The sequence below is a fragment of the Oceanisphaera sp. W20_SRM_FM3 genome, from assembly GCF_052119705.1.
GTDB lineage: Bacteria > Pseudomonadota > Gammaproteobacteria > Enterobacterales > Aeromonadaceae > Oceanimonas.
The window spans coordinates 203,679-223,151 of record NZ_JBGQOP010000002.1; the positions used below are offsets into that span (position 1 = coordinate 203,679).

The window sequence follows — 19,473 nt, forward strand, 5'->3', positions numbered from 1 at the left end:
ATGCTTGGTGTTATATGCTGTTTTTGAGCGGGCGAGCTAGGAGTGCCGGCTGATTTTATTTGCAAGCTCAGCCTAATATCTTCATGAAACTGTTAAACTGCCAGCAAAATACGTGAGTTACGCGCACGAATTACACATTTAAGAGGAGAGAGCCATGACCCGAGGTATTGGGCTGTCGGTGTTTGCATCTGTGTTATTTGCATTTTTGTATTATTACGCCAGTTTGCTGCACCCGCTGTCTGGGGAAGTGGTGTTTGGTTGGCGCATGCTGCTGACTATGCCGTGTGTCGCCTTATTTCTGCTTTACAGCCGCGATTGGCATTTGGTGACTACATTATTTTCCGAGGCAAAACGCCGGCCTTTATTGTGGGTTGGCTTGCCCATATCCGCAGCACTAATGGGCGTGCAATTGTGGATTTTCATGTGGGCGCCCATTAATGGCCGCGGGCTACCGGTTTCGCTCGGCTATTTTATGATGCCCTTGGTATTAGTGGTGATTGGCCGCTTTGTTTATCAAGAAAGGCCGAGTCGTTTGCAATGGACGGCGGTCGGGTTTGCCGCCATTGGCGTGGCGAATGAAGTCTGGCAGGCGGGCAGTATTTCTTGGGAAACCTTAGTGGTGGCGCTGGGTTATCCCATGTATTTTGTGTGGCGCCGGTATATGGGCACCGACAACCTAGGCGGACTCTGGTGTGATATGTTGTTGATGTTACCCGTGGCAGCTTGGTTTGTGTCATCGGTGGAACAACCGTTTTTTGCCTTCGACGTGCGTCCTTTATTGTGGCCGCTAGTGGTAGGCTTAGGTATGGTTAGCGCCTTAGCCTTGGTCTGCTACATAGTCGCCAGCCGCCTACTGCCCTTTAGCTTATTTGGCCTGCTCGGCTACGTAGAACCTGTTTTGCTGGTGGTGGTGTCATTAATCTTAGGCGAGAGTATTCAAGAGGGTGAATGGCTGACCTATATCGCTATTTGGCTAGCGGTAGGCTTATTAGTGTTAGAAGGCGTAAAGCGCTTACTGACTTTTAGGCGTTATCCGTTTGATGCTGCATCGGAAGCTGTGAGGAGTGATGAATGAGGTGGAATGCCAACCCAACGCCTTACTATTCACTATTCACTATTCACCGTTTTTACGCCCACATCACGCAAATAGCCGCGATAACAATAAGCGCTAATCCCCAATGGTCTTGTCGGGCCAGTTTAGTCTTAAAGTAATAGGCCGAAATTAATAGCGTAAATAACACTTCTACTTGGCCGAGCGTTTTCACCAAGGCCACGCTCTCCAGACTCATGGCGCTAAACCAACCGATGGAGCCCAAACAACTACTGATGCTGATCAGCGCCGTTAATTTAGGTCGCTTCGCCAAGCCCATTAAACTGGGCGGATCGCGAAGCCCCAACCAGCCTACTAACAATAGCGTTTGTAGGCCGATCACCAATAACAATACCCAAGCGGCGGAAAAGGGAAACGACAGCTCGAGTAATAAACTGGCCTCGCGCACCCACAGTGAGGTGAGGGCAAAGGTCAGGCCGCTGGCCACGCCCACTATTAAGGTCTTGGGCGAAACTACCCCAGCAATGCGGCGCAGGCCACTTAACAAGCCCACCGCAATGCCGCCGAGCAAGACGCCCAGCCAGCCTAAGGGCGTGAGTAGAGTACCAAAAAAAGCCACTCCTAAGATCGCCGCCCAAATGGCCTCACTCTTTGCTAGTCCCACACCCACCGCATAATTGCGCAGCTGAAATAGCCGCACCATTAAGGCGGTGGCGATAATTTGGCACAGCGCAGCTCCCACAATGTAGACGAAGAACAGTGCCGAAAACTGCGGCAGTGCCTCCTCGGGCTGCCAGCGATATAAGCCCCATAAATACAGTGCCGCCAACGGGCCCGCCAAGATAAAGCGCGCTAAGGTGACGCTGGTAGCGCCTAAGTCTTGGCTCAGCTGCTTTTGAAAGGCATTGCGCCACGCCTGCATAAAGGCGGCAAACAGCGTAAAGGGGATCCAGAGCATTGAATGACCGCGAAGTGTGAAGAGTGAAGAGTAAAGTGTGAAGATTAAAAGCCAGACCCGCAGGTGTGGTGTCTGAGATTTAACCTCACTCCTCATGATAGTTTTATTTGGCTCTGCCCTTTTTCTGAAAGCGGAGCATCGCGGAAAAAGTAGGTCTAGGTTGTTCTCTTCACTCTTTCCGCTTCACTCTTTACGATGTTTTGCTTTGTTGTTGTTGCTTGCGCGCCAGCTTATCGGCGCGTCTTTGCTCGGCATTGGCCACGGCATCGCTGCCGATGTGAGCCTCACCGCGCGCTTGGGCTAATTGCAGTTGGCGCTCACGCTCGGCGTATCTTTGCTGCTGCTCAGGCGTGTGGCTGTTATAACAGTGCTGGCAGCTCACGCCGTGCTGATAATGAGCATGCTGTAGCTCTTCTGGAGCCAGCGGCGCACGACAGGCTGAGCACAATTGGTATTGGCCGGGCTGCAGTTGATGATCCACCGTCACCCGATTGTCGAACACGAAACACTCACCTTCCCACAAAGATTCGGCGGCAGGCACTTCTTCTAAATATTTTAAGATGCCGCCATGCAGGTGGTAGACCTCATCAAAGCCTTGCTCTTTGAGATACGCAGTGCTTTTTTCACAGCGAATACCGCCGGTGCAAAACATGGCCACTTTCTTGTGCTTATTGGTATCTAAGTTATTTTTGACGTACTCGGGAAACTCGCGAAAGCTCTCGGTATTGGGGTTTAGCGCGCCCTTAAAGGTGCCGATTTCCACTTCGTAATCGTTGCGGGTATCGACCAAGACCACGTCTGGATCTGAGATCAGCGCGTTCCAATCTTTGGCCGCCACATAAGTGCCGACCACCCGCAGCGGATCTATGCCCTCGACCCCCATGGTGACGATTTCTTGCTTGAGTTTGACCTTAGTGCGGTAAAACGGCTGATCGCAGCTGACCGACTCTTTGTAATCGATACCGCTAAAACGCGCATCTTGCTCAAACCAGGTTTTTAACTGTGTGATGGCGTCCCGCGAGCCTGCAACCGTGCCGTTAATGCCTTCACTGGCCAGCAATAAAGTGCCGCGAATTTGCTGGCTTTCCAGCATCGCCTGTAGCGGCGCGCGCAGTGCTTCATGATTATCTAAGGTGACGAACTTATAGAGGGCACAGACCACAAACTGAGACATAACTTTTTTCCTTGAGCGCCCGCGCGGGCACCGTAGTAACAAATATTGATCGCCATGGAAACTGTACTGAACCCTTGTATTAAGGCATGGCGTGATGGGCGCATCATAACAAATTTTGCGCCCGCGCTGCAGTAAAAGCGAAAACGCCTAGCGCGGAAGCTAGGCGTTTTTAGTTAGTGCTATCGACATCGACATCGACATCGAGCCATGGGCCGGTTAAGGCTTACAAGGAATTGGCGGCAGTCTTACCCGTGCCTTGCAACTCTTCGTCTCTTAGAAAGGTCGCCTGATCGGTTTCGCCGAGCAGTTTGCTGGTAATGGTGCCTGCTGTCATGGCGCCGTTGACGTTTAAGGCGGTGCGCGCCATGTCGATTAACGGCTCAATGGAAATAAGCAAGGCGGCCAAGGCAACCGGCATGCCCATAATAGGCAATACGATTAATGCGGCAAAGGTAGCACCGCCGCCCACACCGGCCACACCAAAGGAGGCGAGGGTGATCACACCCACCAGCGTAGCCAGCCACAGCGGGTCTAACACATCAATGCCCATGGTCGGCGCTATCATAACGGCCAGCATGGCCGGATAAATACCGGCACAGCCGTTTTGGCCAATAGTGGCGCCAAAAGAGGCAGAAAAATTGGCGATGCTTTCGGGCACGCCCAGTTTTTGGGTTTGCGCCTGCACGTTCAAGGGAATGGTGGCCGCGCTGGAGCGACTGGTAAAGGCGAACGCCAATACCGGCCACACCTTCTTAAAGAAGCGCTTGGCGTTCACGCCCACCAGCGTGAGCAAGAGACCGTGGATGGCGAACATGATGGCAATCGCTACATAAGAGGCCAGCAAGAAGCCGCCTAGGCTAACCACATCTTGTAAGTTAGAGCCGGCGATCACCTTGGTCATCAACGCCATCACGCCGTAAGGGGTGAGCTTCATCACTAAGCGCACTAAGCGCATCACTAACGCTTGCAGCGCTTCTATGCCGCCCACTACGCGAGCGCCCAGCTCAGGTTCATCTTTTAATAAGGTGAGGGTGGCGAGGCCCAAGAACACGGCAAAGATCACTACGCCAATCACGGCGGTGGGGCTAGCACCCGTCATGTCGGCAAAGGGATTTTGGGGAATAAAGGACACCACTAATTGCGGCAGTGACAGGTTGGCTACGCTGGCGACTTGCGACTCTAATTGCTCGGCACGGGCTAACTCGCGTGCGCCCTGCACTAAGTCGGCGGCATTAAGGCCAAAACTGTGGGTGACAAATACGCCCACTAAGGCGGCAATGGCGGTGGTGCCCAGTAAAATGCTCAACGACAGGGCGCTGATTTTACCAAGAGAAGTGGCGTTATGCAGTCGCGCCACGGCGCCTAAAATAGACACCAGTACCAGCGGTATTACTATCATTTGCAGCAGGCGTACATAGCCGCTACCAATCATGTTCACCCACTCTAGGGTGCGCGCTATGGTATGGGTGTCATAGAGGCTTTGCATGATAAAGCCCAAGGCGACACCGAACAGTAAGCCAGTTAACACTTGGCGAGATAAAGATTGATGGCGGCGGGCCAAACGGCTCAGTAACACCATTAACACGACGAATACCGCCAAGTTGAATAACACCAGTAGCATGGTGACTCCGTAAACAGGGATTTATATTGAATACCTGCCATGTTAGCAGCAGATTCGACTGGGTTATAATTCATTTTGTTATGACGCCGCATCATTTGAGTATAAGCAAAAGCTTAAGCAGCAATCTGTGTTGGCAGCCGCGCAACAACCAATAAAAAACGCCCCACCAAAAGGTGGAGCGTTATCTAGTACGTAGCGTATTAAAAACGCAGTTTAGCGCTTAAGTTGCTCTAACAAGAGCGCGCTTGGGTAGCCGTCTGCCACCTGTTGCTTTGACTGTTGATAGCCGCGAATGGCGTTAATGGTATTGGGGCCAATCACGCCGTCTGAGCCTTGGGTATTAAAGCCCTTGGCGGTTAGCGCCTGTTGCAGAGCCACTTTTTCGGATCGACTCAAGGCGCGCTCATTTCTGGGCCACTTGGCCACAAACTCACTGCCGCCATCCAGTTTATCCGCTAAATGACCCACGGCCATGGCATAGGAGGTGGCGTTGTTATAGCGGCGGATCACGTTAAAGTTCTTAAAGATGGCAAACACAGGGCCGTGAGCGCCTGCGGGCACTAAAATGGCCGCCTCACCAAAATCAGGCAGCGGCTGACCGGTCATGGTTTTTACGCCGCGCTGGCGCCAATAGGCCACGGGCTGGCGGTTATCTTGGGTGGCACTGGCATAATCAAAGCCTGACGGCAGCTTGATTTCCACGCCCCAAGGCGCGCCGTGTTGCCAGCCAAAGCGGGCTAAATAGGCGGCAGTGGAAGCCAGTGCATCTGTGGGGTCTTCTGACCAAATGTCGCGTTTGCCGTCGCCATTAAAGTCTTGGGCGTATTGCAAATAGCTGGTGGGCATAAATTGGGTGTGGCCCATGGCGCCGGCCCAAGAGCCGCGCATGCGCTCGGGCGTCACGTCGCCGGCTTGCAAGATTTTCAGCGCGCCCATTAATTCTGCTTCGGCAAAATCACGGCGGCGGCCTTCGAAGGCTAAGGTGGCCAGGCCCGAGATGGTGCTGATATTGCCACGATAGGAGCCGTAGTTGGTTTCCATGCCCCACACCGACACTACTACTTTGGCATCCACGTTATAGCGCGCTTCGATGGCGCTCAGCGTTTGTTCCATCCCTTTCCATTTCTCGCGACCCGTGGTGACGCGCGTCGCTGAGGTGGCGGTATCCAGATATTCCCAAATTTGACGGGTAAATTCTGCCTGATTGCCATCAAGCTTGATCACTTGGTTATCCAGCTTTACGTCTTTAAAGGCGCTGTCGAACACAGCTGGCTGAATGCCGTTGGCCAGCGCGCGAGCACGAAAACCTTGGCGCCAGGCATTAAAGTCTGCCAGCTCTGTGGCGGTGGGTGGGCGAGTTTGCGGCGCATTGGCCGCAGGCGCAGGAGCTTTGGTCGCAGTGTGAGCGCTGCCCGTGTTAGTGGCGGTTGCATTAGTAGCAGATTCGCCGCTGGCAGCCGCCGTATTGGCATGGCTAGTACAGCCGGTCAGAATCACACCCAGCACTAACGCGCTGATATAAGATGGTTTTAGCATGAAGCCTCTAATCGTTAAGGTTTGTAAACAGGTCAAGGTTTTAAAAAGGCGTAAGCCCAACGTCAGGTTAAGGTACTGACTAGGGTACTTAATCTGGCTAGGGTTCGTAAAAAAGCATGGCAGCAGCATATCTGATGTCTATAAAAAGGAAAGGACTGACGTTATTTGCTTAGTTTTTTTTGAGCTCAGGGTAGGGCAGGGGAAAGCGCAGGCTAAAGTGCATAGCAAAAGTAGCGCATAAAAATGTGTCTCAGGGCAGATAGTGGTGCCAAGCTTTGTTATGATCGGCCTATTCAGTTTTGCAGTAATAGGCCGATAGCGTCACCGTTAAACAAATCTCTGTTTATGCCTATGGTGCATGCTCAATAGGTAAAGACATAGCGCTCGCTTTTAGTTAGCTGCTTAATATTTTTGGGTGCCGAGTCGTTACTCTATTATGCGGCTGCAGTCGGCATCGCTCTTGGTGAGATGCTCAGAGTCGCACTTGGCGGTCACTGCGCGCGTGACTTCTTTATCACCCAATAACTGAGAACACACAGCATGGCTATTTCATCGGATTCATCGGAGCCGTTATGTATCTGATTAGGGATTTTAAGGACACGGACCTCAGCAGTCTGGAGTTGATTTTTCATGATGCCGTGATGGATCAAGGGCGTCGTGGTTACAGCGATGAGCAGGTCGAATTTTGGGCCGCTTTTCCCTACCTGTATGCGGCGGACTTTCGCTCTCTGGTGCTCACCGGTTATACCCGGGTAATGGCCTGTTATCAGATACCGGTGGCTTTTGCTACTTTGCATCCAGACAATCATCTGGCCTTGCTCTATGTGTTAGGCGATCACGCGGGGCGCGGCATTGCCGGGCGACTATGTGCCGATATAGAAGAAGAAGCTAAGCGGCGCGGTGTCACATGTTTGCGCACCGACGCCAGCGTGTTGTCGCGCCCCATCTTTGAGCAAAGAGGCTATCGCTTAGTCAGCCAAGAGCGGATTGAAAGGGAAGATATTGAATTTATCCGCTTTATTATGGAAAAAGACCTGAGCTAGCACTTAGGCGCTGGTATCAATCAAGGCTTTGTCGCAAAATAGCGGCCCCTGAAAAGGGTCAATTACGATTAGGGGAGAAGCACGACTGTGGCCAAGCCGAAAAATACGTACTATCTCACTGCGCATTGCCCAAGCACGCTCGGCACCATGGATGTGCTGACGCGTTATTTGTGTGAGCAACAGTGTAACGTGGTAGAAATGCAAACCTTCGATGACGTCGAAAGTGGGCATTTTTTTGTGCGCTTGGAGTTTCGTCCCCCCTCAGAACTTGCCTTTGATGTGGCGGCCTTTAGTGAGGGGCTGGCACCCAGGGCCGCTCAATTTGCCATGCATTGGCAGCTCACGGCCGCAAGCCTTAGGCCAAACGTGGTGGTGATGGTGTCGCGGTTGGATCATTGCCTAAATGACTTATTGTACCGTTATCGTACTGGCCAATTAGCCATTGAAATTCCGGCCATTATTTCTAATCATCCAGACTTGCAGCGTCTGGCCGATTGGCACCATATTCCGTTTTATCACTTGCCCGTAGACGATAGCAATCGGAGTGAGCAAGAAGCGCAAATACGCCAAATTATTAGCGAATGTCAGGCGGATTTAGTGGTATTGGCGCGCTATATGCAAATGTTGAGCCCTGAGTTGTGTACGGCGCTCACCGGCAAAGCCATTAATATTCACCATTCGTTATTGCCCGGTTTTAAAGGTGAGCACCCTTATCATCAGGCTTATGACAAAGGCGTTAAATTAGTGGGTGCCACGGCGCATTATATTAATAACCAATTGGATGATGGCCCCATTATCAGCCAAGGGGTAGAAGTGGTGGATCATAGTCATTACCCTGAGCAGTTAATTGCCAAGGGCCGTGACATTGAATGCCGAACCTTGGCTCGCGCGGTGCAAGCGCACATTGAAGGCCGCGTATTCTTGCATCAGGGTAAAACCGTGGTGTTTAGCAGTTAATGCTGGGTGCTTATTAGCAAGCTAGCGCATCGTCGCTCGTTTTTTTATCTTATTTTATCTTTCTTTGTGGAGTGTCTTGTTACATGAATAAAACCCTGATGGCGAGCTTGTTAGGCCTAGCGCTAACCGGTTGTGCTAGCTCCCAATTGGACCAGCCTTTTAGTCTGACCGTGGCACACATTAATGATACCCATGCTCACTTTGATGCCAGTGACGTACGACTAACGTTTGCCGATGGTGCTGTTTATGCCAAAGCCGGTGGCAGTGCGCGCACACTTAATTATGCCAATCAATTGCGTGAGCAAGCGAAAGAGCAGGATCAGGCGTTTTTATTCTTACACGCCGGTGATGCGTGGCAGGGCACTGGGTATTTTACCCAACATCAAGGGGCCATGAGCGCCGACATTTTAAGCCGGATGCAGTTTGACGCCATGACCTTGGGCGAGCGTGAATTTGTGCTCGATAACCAGCATTTGGCCGCTTTCGTTAAACAGCTGAGCTTTCCGGTGCTGGCGGCAAACTTAGATGCGCGGCAAGACGCAGATTTAAACGCCGTGGAAAATCTCAAGCCTTATGTTTTATATGTCTTTAAAGGCAATAAGAAAAAACAAGTGGCTACCGTTAAAGAGGCCGGCAAGTATCCGGTGGTGGCAGTGCTCGGCCTAGTGCGTCAAGACATGAAGAGCACGGGCGCCAATGTGGGCCAGTTGAGCTTTGCTGATGAAGTGAGCCGCGCCCAACGCACGGTGAACGAGCTTAAAGCGCAAGGTGTGAGCCACATAGTCGCCTTAACGCACTTAGGGTTAGCTCATGATCAGCAGCTGGCGCAACAGGTAAACGGCATCGATGTGATCGTCGGCGGTCACGCCGAGCAGCTGATGGGTGATTTTAGCAATGTCGGCGGCACTAAAAATGCACCTTATGCCCAGCGTTTTACCAATCCTAATGGCCGTGGTAGCACCTGCGTGGTGCAATCAGGACAGCGTGGCCAAGCCATGGGTAAGGTCACTGTGACCTTTACTTATGATGGCCGCGTCAGCCAGTGCGAAGGCGGTAATACCCTGTTAGTGGGTGCCCAGTTTTATACAGATGTGCATCGCAATGACAACCAACGCGTGAGCGAGCAACAGCAAGCGAGCATAGAGGCCGCCATTGCCAGTGCCGCCAACATTGCCATCGTGGCTGAGGATAAATCGTTACTGCAACACATAGGCCGTGAATATCAGCCGGCGTTATTAACAGCCTACGGTAAGGCGATTGGTGTGGTGCCGCAAACCTTAACGCACCGTCTGTTACCAGTGACCGGTAATGGCTCGCAAGTAGCCCCCCTAGTCGCGGCTAGCCAATTGTATTGGCTGAATACCCAAGGCGTGCAGTCTGTGACCGGACGCCAGGCGGATTTTGCCTTGGTGGCGGCCAGTGCCATTAAGCAAGATATTGAAGTGGGCGTGTTGAAAGCAGGCCAAATAGCCATGGAATTATTACCTGCTAACAATCCCATCAGCTTGGTCTCCTTAAGCGGCCGTCAAGTGACCGGCTTATTGCTCGAAGCCATTAATGGTGCCATTAGCCCAGATGCTAACGGCGGCAACTTCCCATATGTGGCGGGCCTGCGTTATCAGTTTAACGAAACCAGCCGCGGTCGGGGTTATGTAAACAGCATAGAGTATGTGCGCAATGGTCAATGGACACGCATTGAGCCTAATCAACAGTACCAAGTGGCGCTAACGGGTTACCATGCGTCCGGTAACGATGGCTGGCACACCTTGTTTGATGCGCAGCAAGTGACCACAGATCGTATCGATTTAGCCTATGTGAATGGCAAGTTAACCGCCTTCCCGGTGGCTCGTTTGAGCAAAGACATTCAAGGCGCGATTGAGGTGCAGTACATTAATCAACCCCTCAATTGTCAGCAAGCGCAGGTGAGCTGCGATACGCCGGCCTATGCCTTTAGCGATTATGTGCGCGACCAGCGCGCAACCTTAACCGCCTTACCTGAGCCAGGTATCACCTTAAATCGTCTGTAACGTTAAATTAGGCCCGAATTATTCGGGCCTAATTATTTAAACGGCATTTTTTAATTTCCATTCGGATACTTAATTTCACCCTAGATACCGAGTTTCGGATAAAACCTGCTATGTTTTATATACTCTATCGAGTCTATCTCTCGAGTCAGCATGGGAGCAAAGGATGCTAACCAAACCGATAACTAACACCATCGCTACCCCCTTATTGAAACCCTATTATTGGTTGTTGGGGATTATGTTGTGTAGCGGCGCACTGAGTGTGGCGGCGGATCCTGCATCGACGCTTAAGCCCTTGCCGAGGCCCGAAGGGCGGGTGCTGTTGATCATTACCGGTAATATTGGTATCACCAATTCCGGCCCTAACAGCGCCATGGGCCAAGGCGATCAAGCCGAGTTTGATTTGGACCTGCTGGACAGTTTGCCCCAACATGAATTTCGCACCGAAACGCCTTGGACCAATAGCGAACATCAATTTAGCGGTGTGTTATTAAAAGATTTATTACATCGTATTGATGCAAAAGGCTCCCACATTAAAGCCGTGGCTTTTAATGACTATTTTTCTGAATTTGACGCAGACACACCAGAATTAGCCTCTTTATTATTGGCCACCCGTATGGATGGTAAGCCGATGCGTATTCGTGATAAAGGGCCGACTTGGCTGATGCTGCCTTTGTCTGATTTGAAACAATTAGATAATAAACGCTATCACGAACTCTTGATCTGGCAGCTCAGAACCCTGGATGTGCAATAAGTGAATAAAATTAAACTGCTCACCCTGCTGGCTATTGCCTTGTTGTTCGGTGCTAGCTCAGTCTATAGCTACTACCGTGACTTTGAAGTGGTGCGCCATGTGTCTGCCACCATAAAGGCGGTGGGTTGGAGTAGCTCAGAGCTGGAAATGGAAGTGGTTAAATTTGATCGTGCACTCACCGCCTTAGCGGCGGGCATCGAAGATCAGGAGTATGTGCAGCTGCGTTTTGAAGTGCTCTGGAGTCGCGTTAATAGCTTATTAGAGGGTAAAGAAAATCGGCCACTGCGTGAGCAGCCTGGCGTGTTGCCCGTGCTCGATGATTTGTTATTTCAGCTTCAGCTGTGGGAAGACAGCGTATATCAGCTGAGGACACAAGATCGCGTTGAGATTACTAGATTGCGCTCCGAATTGGCGCATTTTCAGCATTTAGTACGAGAAATTAACGTCGAGAATTATTCGGGCGACAATGTGTGGCGCCAATTAGACGTCATTCAAGGCTCACATCGTCACTCCAGTTTGTATTTAGTCGGCCTGTTAATAAGTGGTGGCTTAATGATGTGGCTGTTGGTACGCGAAAATCGACGCAATCGCCAGCTTGCCTATCACGACATGCTGACGGGTCTGCCTAATCGTATGTATTTTTATCAGATGATGAAACAGGCCATGCAGTGGGCGGATCGCCATCACTGCCGTTTGGCTGTGCACATGGTGGATCTAAATAACTTTAAGGCCGTTAACGATAGCTTAGGCCATGAAGTGGGCGATAAATTACTTAAAATAGTGGCCGATCGTTTGCGTGGTACTGTAGGTAAGCAGGGGGATGTAGCTCGGTTAGGCGGTGATGAATTTGTGATCATACAACGCCTATCCCAAGGACAAGATGCCAGCGCCATGGCGACTCAGCTGTGGCGCTCCATTGGCCGTGATGTGGCCTTGCCTGACGGTTGTTTATCGCCACAGGCCTGCATTGGCACCAGTTTATATCCTGCCCAAGGACGGAGTATCGCCGAGCTGCTGTGCCATGCGGATACGGCTATGTATTACGCTAAACATAATCGACAAGTGGCCATACAACTCTATGAAAGTGGTATGGATGAGCGACGTTTACGTCGCCAAAAGCTCGCCATTGCCTTGCAAGCCGCCATCGAACAAGATGCCTTAACGCTGCATTACCAGCCTATCTATCGCTTAAAAACAGGTCAGATTGAGTCGGTAGAAGCCTTGCTGCGTTGGTCGCATTTAGAATATGGCGCCGTGCCGCCACTGGAGATAATCTCGATTGCCGAGCAACACGGTTTGGCCCATCGGCTTAATGAATGGGTGTTGCTTAGTGCCTGCGCGCAGGCGCACCAATGGCAGCAACTCGGTCATCAGCGGCTTAAAGTAAACGTCAATATTAGCCCCAGTATCTTTATGGATGGCGAGCTGGCGAATACGGTGCGCCGCGTATTGCGCCTCACCCAACTTAAGTCGGCATCCTTAGTGTTAGAAATTACCGAAGACACCAGTTTATGGGATACGGCGGGCTCTGAGGATCAGCTTAAGCAGCTGCGGGCGTTGGGCATTGAGATAGCGCTCGATGACTTTGGTACCGGTTATTCTTCTTTTAGCCATTTACGGCAATTGCCACTGAATAAGCTAAAAATCGATAAGTCATTTGTGGCGGACATGGTCACGGATCTGCGCGCTTATCACTTGGTAAAAACGATTATCTCACTGGCGCACAGCCTAGACATGAGTGTGGTGGCCGAGGGCATAGAAGATGCAGAGCAAGCAGATAAATTGCAGCAATTAGGCTGCGAGTTAGGTCAAGGTTATTTGCTGGCTAAGCCAATGCCGGCGGCGGCCATGAGCGAAGCCTTGCAAGCGTCAAGAACAGGTCCGCGCAGCCTAGCTAACGCCTAACGATAGCGCCTATTGAGGCTGTGCTCGGTGGGCTAAGTCGCGCTGAGTGTGCACCATGCTGGTGCGAGCATTCAATAGTTTGCTCTACAATGGTGCGCTATGGGTATTTTTATTGTCTCCACGGACAGAAATAGCTTAGTAAGTAACATAATGTTTTGATTTTATGAGTATTTTATAGTTGGCATTAAATTTGCTATATTCTGCATACTTGTAGAAAAACCCTGATATGGCTGATGACGATGAGCGTAACGCCCAGCCTCACCCCTCTGGGGTATGGCGCAGATCGACTGTGGCTGGCCGAGCTGGACATTAAACTGGTTCCAATAGCCGACAAAACACACCTCAAGCAGTTAGCCTTTACTGGCCCCTTACGTATTCAACGTCCTTTCTATCCCGAAGGCGGTGTTTGTCACCTCTATGTGCTGCACCCGCCCGGCGGTCTTGTATCTGGCGATCAACTCAAAATTCAGGCCTTTTGTGCCGCCAACAGCCAAAGTCTGCTGACCACGCCTTCTGCCGGTAAAATTTACGGCCGCGACAGTGACGGCGTTGCCCAAGGGCAAAGAGTGCGGCTGCAGTTAGCCAATAACGCCGAATGTGAATGGTTACCGCAAGAAACCTTGATTTTTCGTGATGCGAATGCGCTGCTGGACACCCAAATTGAACTGGATACAGAGGCCCGTTTTATCGGCTGGGATCTGGTGTGCTTAGGGCGACCGGCGGCGGGAGAAGTGTTTAACAAAGGCCGGTTAGACCAACGCATTCGCCTATGGCGCAATGGGCGCTTATTGTTTAACGAACGTTTGCAACTCACGGCGGACAGTGAGCTGCAACACAGCCGAGTCGGATTGGCCGACCAATGCGTGTTTGGCACCTTGGTCGCCAGTGGCCCAGAGCTTGACGCTGCACCACAGACTGAGTTGCTCAATGCCTTGCGATCTTGCCTACCCAGCCCCGTTTTTACTGTTACCCAACGGCTAGGTGTGTTGCTGGTACGCTATTTAGGCAATGACATGAACCAATGCCGAGCTGGCATGTGGCAGGCTTGGTCGTTGACCCGACCCGTGCTGTTAGGGCGTCCCGCCTGCATTCCGCGAATTTGGCACACTTGATTTAGTAAACATGAATTTTGGCAAACATATGTTTGGCAACAATAAAGGAACACAAGCATGGAACTGAGCCCAAGAGAAAAAGACAAGTTATTGCTGTTTACCGCCGGACTTCTGGCCGAGCGCCGCTTGGCGCGAGGGTTAAAGCTTAACTATCCCGAGTCTGTGGCCTATTTATCGGCAGCCATCTTGGAAGGTGCTCGCGATGGGCGCACCGTGGCCGAGCTGATGGGCAGTGGTCGCAATTTGCTGACCCGCGAGCAGGTGATGGACGGCGTGGCCGAGCTAATACTAGAAGTGCAAGTCGAGGCTACTTTTCCCGATGGCACTAAGCTTGTCACCTTACACAATCCCATTCAGTAATAGGAAGCGACATGAAACCTGGAGCGCTACAGCTGGCCGCCGGCGACATTGAATTAAATGTCGGTCGCGAACGTCGCACCATTTTGGTGGCCAACACAGGTGATAGACCCATTCAAGTGGGTTCCCATTATCATTTTGCCGAGGTCAACCCAGCGCTGACATTAGACCGAACACAAGCGTTGGGCTTTCGGCTTGATATCGCCGCGGGCACCGCGGTGCGCTTTGAACCTGGGCAAGAGCGTAATGTTACGCTGGTGGCCTTAGGCGGCTTACGTCGAGTGTACGGTTTTAGGGGCGAAGTAATGGGCCCATTAGGAGAGCAAAATGTCTAAGATCAGTCGCACCGCCTACGCAGAAATGTTTGGCCCCACCACAGGTGACCGTATTCGCTTGGCCGATACACAGCTTTGGATCCAAGTTGAGCATGATTACGCCCAGTATGGTGACGAAGTGACCTTTGGTGGCGGCAAGGTGATCCGCGATGGCATGGGCCAAAGCCAACTTGGGGATGCGGATACCGTAGATACCGTGATCACCAATGTGGTGATTTTGGATCACTGGGGCATAGTCAAAGCCGATGTGGGCATTAAAGATGGTTTGATTGTCGCCATCGGCAAGGCCGGTAATCCGGACATTCAAGAGGGCGTGACCATTAATTTGGGTGCCTGCAGCGAAGTGATTGCCGGTGAAGGAAAAATGCTCACCGCCGGTGGCGTAGACAGCCATATTCACTACATTTGTCCGCAACAAATTGAAGAGGCCATTTGCTCTGGCATTACCACCATGATTGGCGGCGGCACGGGGCCGGCCACTGGCAGCAAGGCCACCACCTGCACGCCGGGTGCCTGGCATATTGCACGTATGTTGCAAGCCACGGATCAGTTGCCCATGAATTTTGGTTTTATGGGTAAGGGCAACGTAAGCGTGCCTGGGCCCTTGCGTGAACAGCTTGAAGCCGGCGCCATGGGGTTGAAGTTGCACGAAGACTGGGGCTCTACGCCCGCCGCCATCGATAACTGCTTGTCGGTCGCCGAAGAATTTGATGTGCAAATCGCCATTCATACCGACACCTTGAATGAGTCGGGATTTGTCGATGACACCCTAGGCGCATTTAAAGGGCGCACCATTCACACCTATCACACCGAAGGGGCGGGCGGCGGCCATGCACCGGATATTTTAAAAGCCTGTAGCCTGCCCAATGTGTTGCCCTCGTCCACCAATCCTACGCGCCCCTATACCATAAATACCGTAGACGAGCATCTGGATATGCTGATGGTCTGCCATCATCTTGACCCTAATATTCCGGAAGACGTGGCTTTTGCCGACTCGCGTATTCGCAAAGAAACCATAGCCGCCGAAGATATTTTGCAAGACTTAGGCGTGATTTCGATGATCTCCTCCGACAGTCAGGCCATGGGCCGGGTGGGCGAAGTGGTGTGCCGCACTTGGCAAACGGCTCATAAAATGAAGACGCAGCGCGGCCTGTTACCAGAAGATGAAGCGCTAGGTTGTGATAACTTTCGCGCCAAACGCTATATCGCCAAATACACCATTAATCCGGCCATTGCTCATGGGATCAGCCATATGGTGGGCTCAATCGAAGTCGGTAAGCTGGCAGATCTCGTGTTGTGGGATCCGGCTTTCTTTGGCATTAAACCGGCCTTGATCTTAAAAGGTGGCAGCATTGCTTATGCCCCAATGGGCGACATTAATGGCTCAATTCCTACGCCACAGCCGGTGCACTATCGACCCATGTTTGGCGCCCAAGGGCGCGCCGCCGCCGCCAGCAGTGTGACCTTTGTGAGTAAAGCGGCCTTGCAGCGCGATTTGAAGTCTCGCTTAGGCTTAACGCGGGACTTGGTGGCCTGTTTTAATACCCGCAGCGTGCAAAAACAAGACATGATCCATAACGGTGCCACGCCAGAGCTAGAAGTAGATGCACAAACCTATGAGGTACGTTGCGATGGTGAACTCCTGACCTGTGAGCCCGCCGATGTGCTGCCGCTGGCGCAGTTATATATGTTGTTTTAAAACACATAGCATCCAGCGCCACGCTTAACTGACCGCTTACGGCGTTGAGCTTACCGCTATGTTTTAAATGCCATGGAGATAAAAGTGTTAAAAATTATTCATTATTTAGGCCAAAGTTCAGGTCAAAATTCGGGCCAAAGTTTGGGGCAGAGCCCGCAGCTGGCCGCCGATTCTGTGACGCTCGCCTTTGAACAGCGCCAAAAGGGTCGGTTTAAAACCGTGAGCGACCAAGGGCTTGAGCTTGGCGTATTTTTAGAGCGCGGCCAAGTGCTGGCTCAAGACGACCAATTACAAGCAGAAGACGGGCGTATTTTTACCGTTATTGCCAAGCCTGAAGCTGTGGTGACGGCACACGCCGACGACTGGCCAAGCTTTGCCCGTGCTTGCTATCACTTAGGCAACCGCCATGTGACCTTACAATTGGGCGAGCGCTGGCTGCGCTTTCAGCCGGATCATGTGCTGGAGCATTTAGCCGAGCATTTGGGCTTGCGCCTAGAAATAGGGGAGGCGCCATTTCATCCCGAATCCGGCGCCTACCACGGCGCTCATGCTCATGGTCATGACGATAGCCATGAGCACACAAGCAGCCATGAGCACAAAGAAAGCCACAAGCATGGCCACAGCCATGAGCCAGAACATGGACATAAATAGTCAGCAACTGCTGGCGCTGCTGCACTTGTCCAGCCCAGCCTTACCGATAGGGGCTTTTGCCTATTCCAGTGGTCTTGAATCTGCCATCGAGCTGGGCTGGATAACCAATGAAGCCGAGCTGCAAAGCTGGCTAGATGGCATGCTGCAAGGCATGGCGCATTTGGATATTCCGGTGTTGCTGCGCTTGTGTGATGCGCGTGCGCAACAAGATGCCGAGCAAGGCCAGTACTGGAGTGATTTTTTACGCGCCAGTCGAGAAACCCATGAATTGCTGTTTGAAGACGAGCAGCAAGCGCTAGCACTATTGCGCTTACTCAAGGGCCAGCAGCTTGAGGTGTCGTCTTTGCCCAGTGAGCCTGCCTTTATGGCGGTATACAGCTTAGCCGCCGAGCATTGGGGCTTAAGCGCCTCTTGGGCCGCCTTGGGCTATATGTGGAGTTGGCTGGAAAATCAGCTGACGGTGGCCAGCAAGACCTTGCCGCTGGGGCAAACGGCGGCGCAGCGCTTATTGATTTTGTTAAAGCCGACCTTACAAGCGCACTTTACCCAGGCCGGTGAGCTTGCTGATGACCAGCTGGGTTGGAGCTTGCCGGGGCAAGTGCAGGCCAGTTGTCTGCATGAAACACAGTATTCTCGCTTATTTCGGAGCTAACTGGTGAATAGGGAATAGGGAATAGGGAACGGGGACTAGGGAATAGTCATGATAGGTAAGCGCGAGCTTCTAATCACTAATCACCAGTCCCTAATCCCCTAGCACCGAAGGGCACTATTTTTTAATCTTTCAGCGGTAATGACTAATTTTTTGGAGAAAATGATGACAACTCAATGTTTACGGGTGGGCGTAGGTGGCCCGGTAGGATCAGGCAAAACGGCCTTGTTACGTCAATTGTGCTTAGCCTTGCGTGAGCATTATGATCTGGCCGTGGTTACCAATGATATTTACACCGAAGAAGATGCCCAATTCTTATTGCAGAATGAGGCCTTAAGTGCAGACCGCATTATTGGTGTGGAAACTGGCGGTTGCCCCCATACCGCCATTCGCGAAGATGCGTCCATGAACTTGGCGGCCATCGATACCTTGCAAGCGCGTCATCCAGGTCTTGAGCTGGTGTTAGTGGAAAGCGGTGGCGATAATTTGTCAGCCACCTTTAGCCCTGAGTTGTCGGATCTCACCTTGTATGTGATTGATGTGTGCGCCGGTGATAAAATCCCACGCAAAGGCGGCCCTGGCATTACCAAGTCTGACTTGTTGATCATTAACAAAACCGAGTTAGCGCCCATGGTCAATGCCTCATTAGCCGTAATGGAGCGAGATTCAAAGCTGATGCGCGGCGAGCGGCCCTTTGTGTTTGCTAACTTAGTGCACGGCGATGGGGTGTTAGAAATCATTAAGTTTATTCAACGAGAAGGCATGCTTAAGCCGCTACCTGCGGATTTCTCAGTACCGATTGAGCAGTGAAGCGTGAAGAGGAAAGGGTGAAGCGGACGACATAACATTTAAAACCTAAAGAATGGGTTTGCTTCTAACTCAGGCGGCTTGGGTGTCACTTCCCCCTTTACGCTTCACCCCTTACCGTATTTGTATAACCACACATCAACTTAAGGAATATTTATGAGCTTACATAAAATTAGCCGCAGCTTACTGCTGGCATCATTGGCCTTGGCACCCACTGCGGCCTTTGCGCATCCTGGGCATGATACGTCAGGCATGTTATCTGGCCTGTTGCATCCCTTAATGGGCTGGGATCACTTACTGGCCATGGTGGCCGTGGGCATGTTGGCGGTGATGGGGCGCAGCAAGCCGGCTTGGCAGCTGCCATTAGCTTTTGTCGGCTTTATGCTGGTCGGCGCCATGCTGGGCATTAACGGTGTGGCCATCGCTTTGGTTGAAACCGGTATTTTGCTGTCACTCGTGGTATTGGGTGGTTTATTAGCTGTGGGTCGCGCCGGTTATCTGTCTGTGATGACGCTGTGTTGTGCCTTGTTTGGTATGCTGCACGGTAATGCGCACGGCATTGAATTACCCGCAGGCTCGGCTGCCAGCAGCTACATCAGTGGCTTTATCATGGCCACTATCGTGCTGCACGCAGTTGGCTACTTGCTGGCTAGCAAGTGTGCCGATAAGTGGCAATTTTTGGCATTAAGAGTGAGTGGTGTAGCGATCGCCGGCACCGGCTTAGTGGCCGTATTCAGCGCTGCTTAATTCGGTCGCTTGATACTAAAAATGCCCCGTCATGACGGGGCATTTTTGTTTTAGAAAAATTTTTCTACGCAGAACCGGCGAATACTCTCTGTA

The 19,473-nt window shown here is 51.8% G+C and carries 18 protein-coding genes; 14 read left to right on the plus strand and 4 right to left on the minus strand.

All coding sequences use genetic code 11. From position 1 onward, the window contains the following. Positions 1 to 154: 154 nt before the first annotated feature. A complete protein-coding gene (gene rarD / locus ACEN2G_RS02285; RefSeq protein WP_442019841.1) occupies positions 155 to 1,075 on the plus strand; it encodes an EamA family transporter RarD in 921 nt (306 codons plus the stop codon). 52 nt (positions 1,076 to 1,127) lie between these two features. On the opposite strand, the gene ACEN2G_RS02290 is transcribed toward rarD, so the two are convergent. The 4 genes from ACEN2G_RS02290 to ACEN2G_RS02305 form a co-directional block, all read right to left on the minus strand. Further along, on the minus strand, positions 1,128 to 2,009 hold the full coding sequence (locus tag ACEN2G_RS02290) for a multidrug transporter (RefSeq protein ID WP_442019842.1): 882 nt from the start codon (positions 2,007 to 2,009) through the stop codon (positions 1,128 to 1,130). Positions 2,010 to 2,199: 190 nt separating this feature from the next. Continuing rightward, complete coding sequence (gene trhO / locus ACEN2G_RS02295; RefSeq protein ID WP_442019843.1) at positions 2,200 to 3,183, minus strand: oxygen-dependent tRNA uridine(34) hydroxylase TrhO; 984 nt, start codon at positions 3,181 to 3,183, stop codon at positions 2,200 to 2,202. A gap of 223 nt (positions 3,184 to 3,406) precedes the next feature. Continuing rightward, positions 3,407 to 4,804: an L-cystine transporter gene (locus tag ACEN2G_RS02300; RefSeq protein ID WP_442019844.1), complete on the minus strand. Its 1,398-nt coding sequence runs from the start codon at positions 4,802 to 4,804 to the stop codon at positions 3,407 to 3,409. Positions 4,805 to 5,017: 213 nt separating this feature from the next. Continuing rightward, on the minus strand, positions 5,018 to 6,340 hold the full coding sequence (locus ACEN2G_RS02305) for a lytic murein transglycosylase (RefSeq protein WP_442019845.1): 1,323 nt from the start codon (positions 6,338 to 6,340) through the stop codon (positions 5,018 to 5,020). A gap of 572 nt (positions 6,341 to 6,912) precedes the next feature. Here ACEN2G_RS02305 and ACEN2G_RS02310 point away from each other — a divergent pair. The 13 genes from ACEN2G_RS02310 (at position 6,913) to ACEN2G_RS02370 (ending at position 19,380) form a co-directional block, all read left to right on the plus strand. Beyond that, positions 6,913 to 7,383, plus strand: a complete 471-nt coding sequence (locus ACEN2G_RS02310; protein WP_442019846.1) for a GNAT family N-acetyltransferase — start codon at positions 6,913 to 6,915, stop codon at positions 7,381 to 7,383. Positions 7,384 to 7,470: 87 nt separating this feature from the next. Continuing rightward, a complete protein-coding gene (purU, locus tag ACEN2G_RS02315; RefSeq protein ID WP_442019847.1) occupies positions 7,471 to 8,340 on the plus strand; it encodes a formyltetrahydrofolate deformylase in 870 nt (289 codons plus the stop codon). 83 nt (positions 8,341 to 8,423) lie between these two features. Then, a complete protein-coding gene (locus ACEN2G_RS02320; RefSeq protein WP_442019848.1) occupies positions 8,424 to 10,367 on the plus strand; it encodes a bifunctional metallophosphatase/5'-nucleotidase in 1,944 nt (647 codons plus the stop codon). 163 nt (positions 10,368 to 10,530) lie between these two features. Next, the gene (locus tag ACEN2G_RS02325; RefSeq protein ID WP_442019849.1) at positions 10,531 to 11,118 is read left to right on the plus strand and encodes a hypothetical protein; all 588 of its coding nucleotides are present in this window, start codon (positions 10,531 to 10,533) and stop codon (positions 11,116 to 11,118) included. Then, the gene (locus ACEN2G_RS02330) at positions 11,119 to 13,023 is read left to right on the plus strand and encodes a putative bifunctional diguanylate cyclase/phosphodiesterase (RefSeq protein WP_442019850.1); all 1,905 of its coding nucleotides are present in this window, start codon (positions 11,119 to 11,121) and stop codon (positions 13,021 to 13,023) included. A 239-nt stretch (positions 13,024 to 13,262) separates the two neighbouring features. Beyond that, entirely contained in the window at positions 13,263 to 14,135 is an 873-nt protein-coding gene (locus ACEN2G_RS02335) for an urease accessory protein UreD (protein WP_442019851.1), read from the plus strand. Positions 14,136 to 14,192: 57 nt separating this feature from the next. Then, positions 14,193 to 14,495, plus strand: a complete 303-nt coding sequence (ureA, locus tag ACEN2G_RS02340; RefSeq protein ID WP_442019852.1) for an urease subunit gamma — start codon at positions 14,193 to 14,195, stop codon at positions 14,493 to 14,495. 11 nt (positions 14,496 to 14,506) lie between these two features. After that, positions 14,507 to 14,827 (plus strand): urease subunit beta, encoded by a 321-nt coding sequence (locus ACEN2G_RS02345; RefSeq protein ID WP_442019853.1) that lies wholly within the window; start codon positions 14,507 to 14,509, stop codon positions 14,825 to 14,827. Further along, entirely contained in the window at positions 14,820 to 16,526 is a 1,707-nt protein-coding gene (gene ureC / locus ACEN2G_RS02350) for an urease subunit alpha (RefSeq protein WP_442019854.1), read from the plus strand. Before ACEN2G_RS02345 ends, ureC begins: the two co-directional genes overlap by 8 nt. 84 nt (positions 16,527 to 16,610) lie before the next feature. Next, the gene (gene ureE, locus ACEN2G_RS02355) at positions 16,611 to 17,177 is read left to right on the plus strand and encodes an urease accessory protein UreE (RefSeq protein WP_442019855.1); all 567 of its coding nucleotides are present in this window, start codon (positions 16,611 to 16,613) and stop codon (positions 17,175 to 17,177) included. Next, positions 17,152 to 17,829: an urease accessory protein UreF gene (locus ACEN2G_RS02360; RefSeq protein WP_442019856.1), complete on the plus strand. Its 678-nt coding sequence runs from the start codon at positions 17,152 to 17,154 to the stop codon at positions 17,827 to 17,829. Before ureE ends, ACEN2G_RS02360 begins: the two co-directional genes overlap by 26 nt. A 162-nt stretch (positions 17,830 to 17,991) precedes the next feature. Next, on the plus strand, positions 17,992 to 18,636 hold the full coding sequence (gene ureG, locus ACEN2G_RS02365; protein ID WP_442019857.1) for an urease accessory protein UreG: 645 nt from the start codon (positions 17,992 to 17,994) through the stop codon (positions 18,634 to 18,636). Positions 18,637 to 18,789: 153 nt separating this feature from the next. Then, positions 18,790 to 19,380, plus strand: coding sequence for a HupE/UreJ family protein (locus ACEN2G_RS02370; RefSeq protein ID WP_442019858.1), 591 nt, complete (start codon positions 18,790 to 18,792; stop codon positions 19,378 to 19,380). Positions 19,381 to 19,473: the final 93 nt, after the last annotated feature.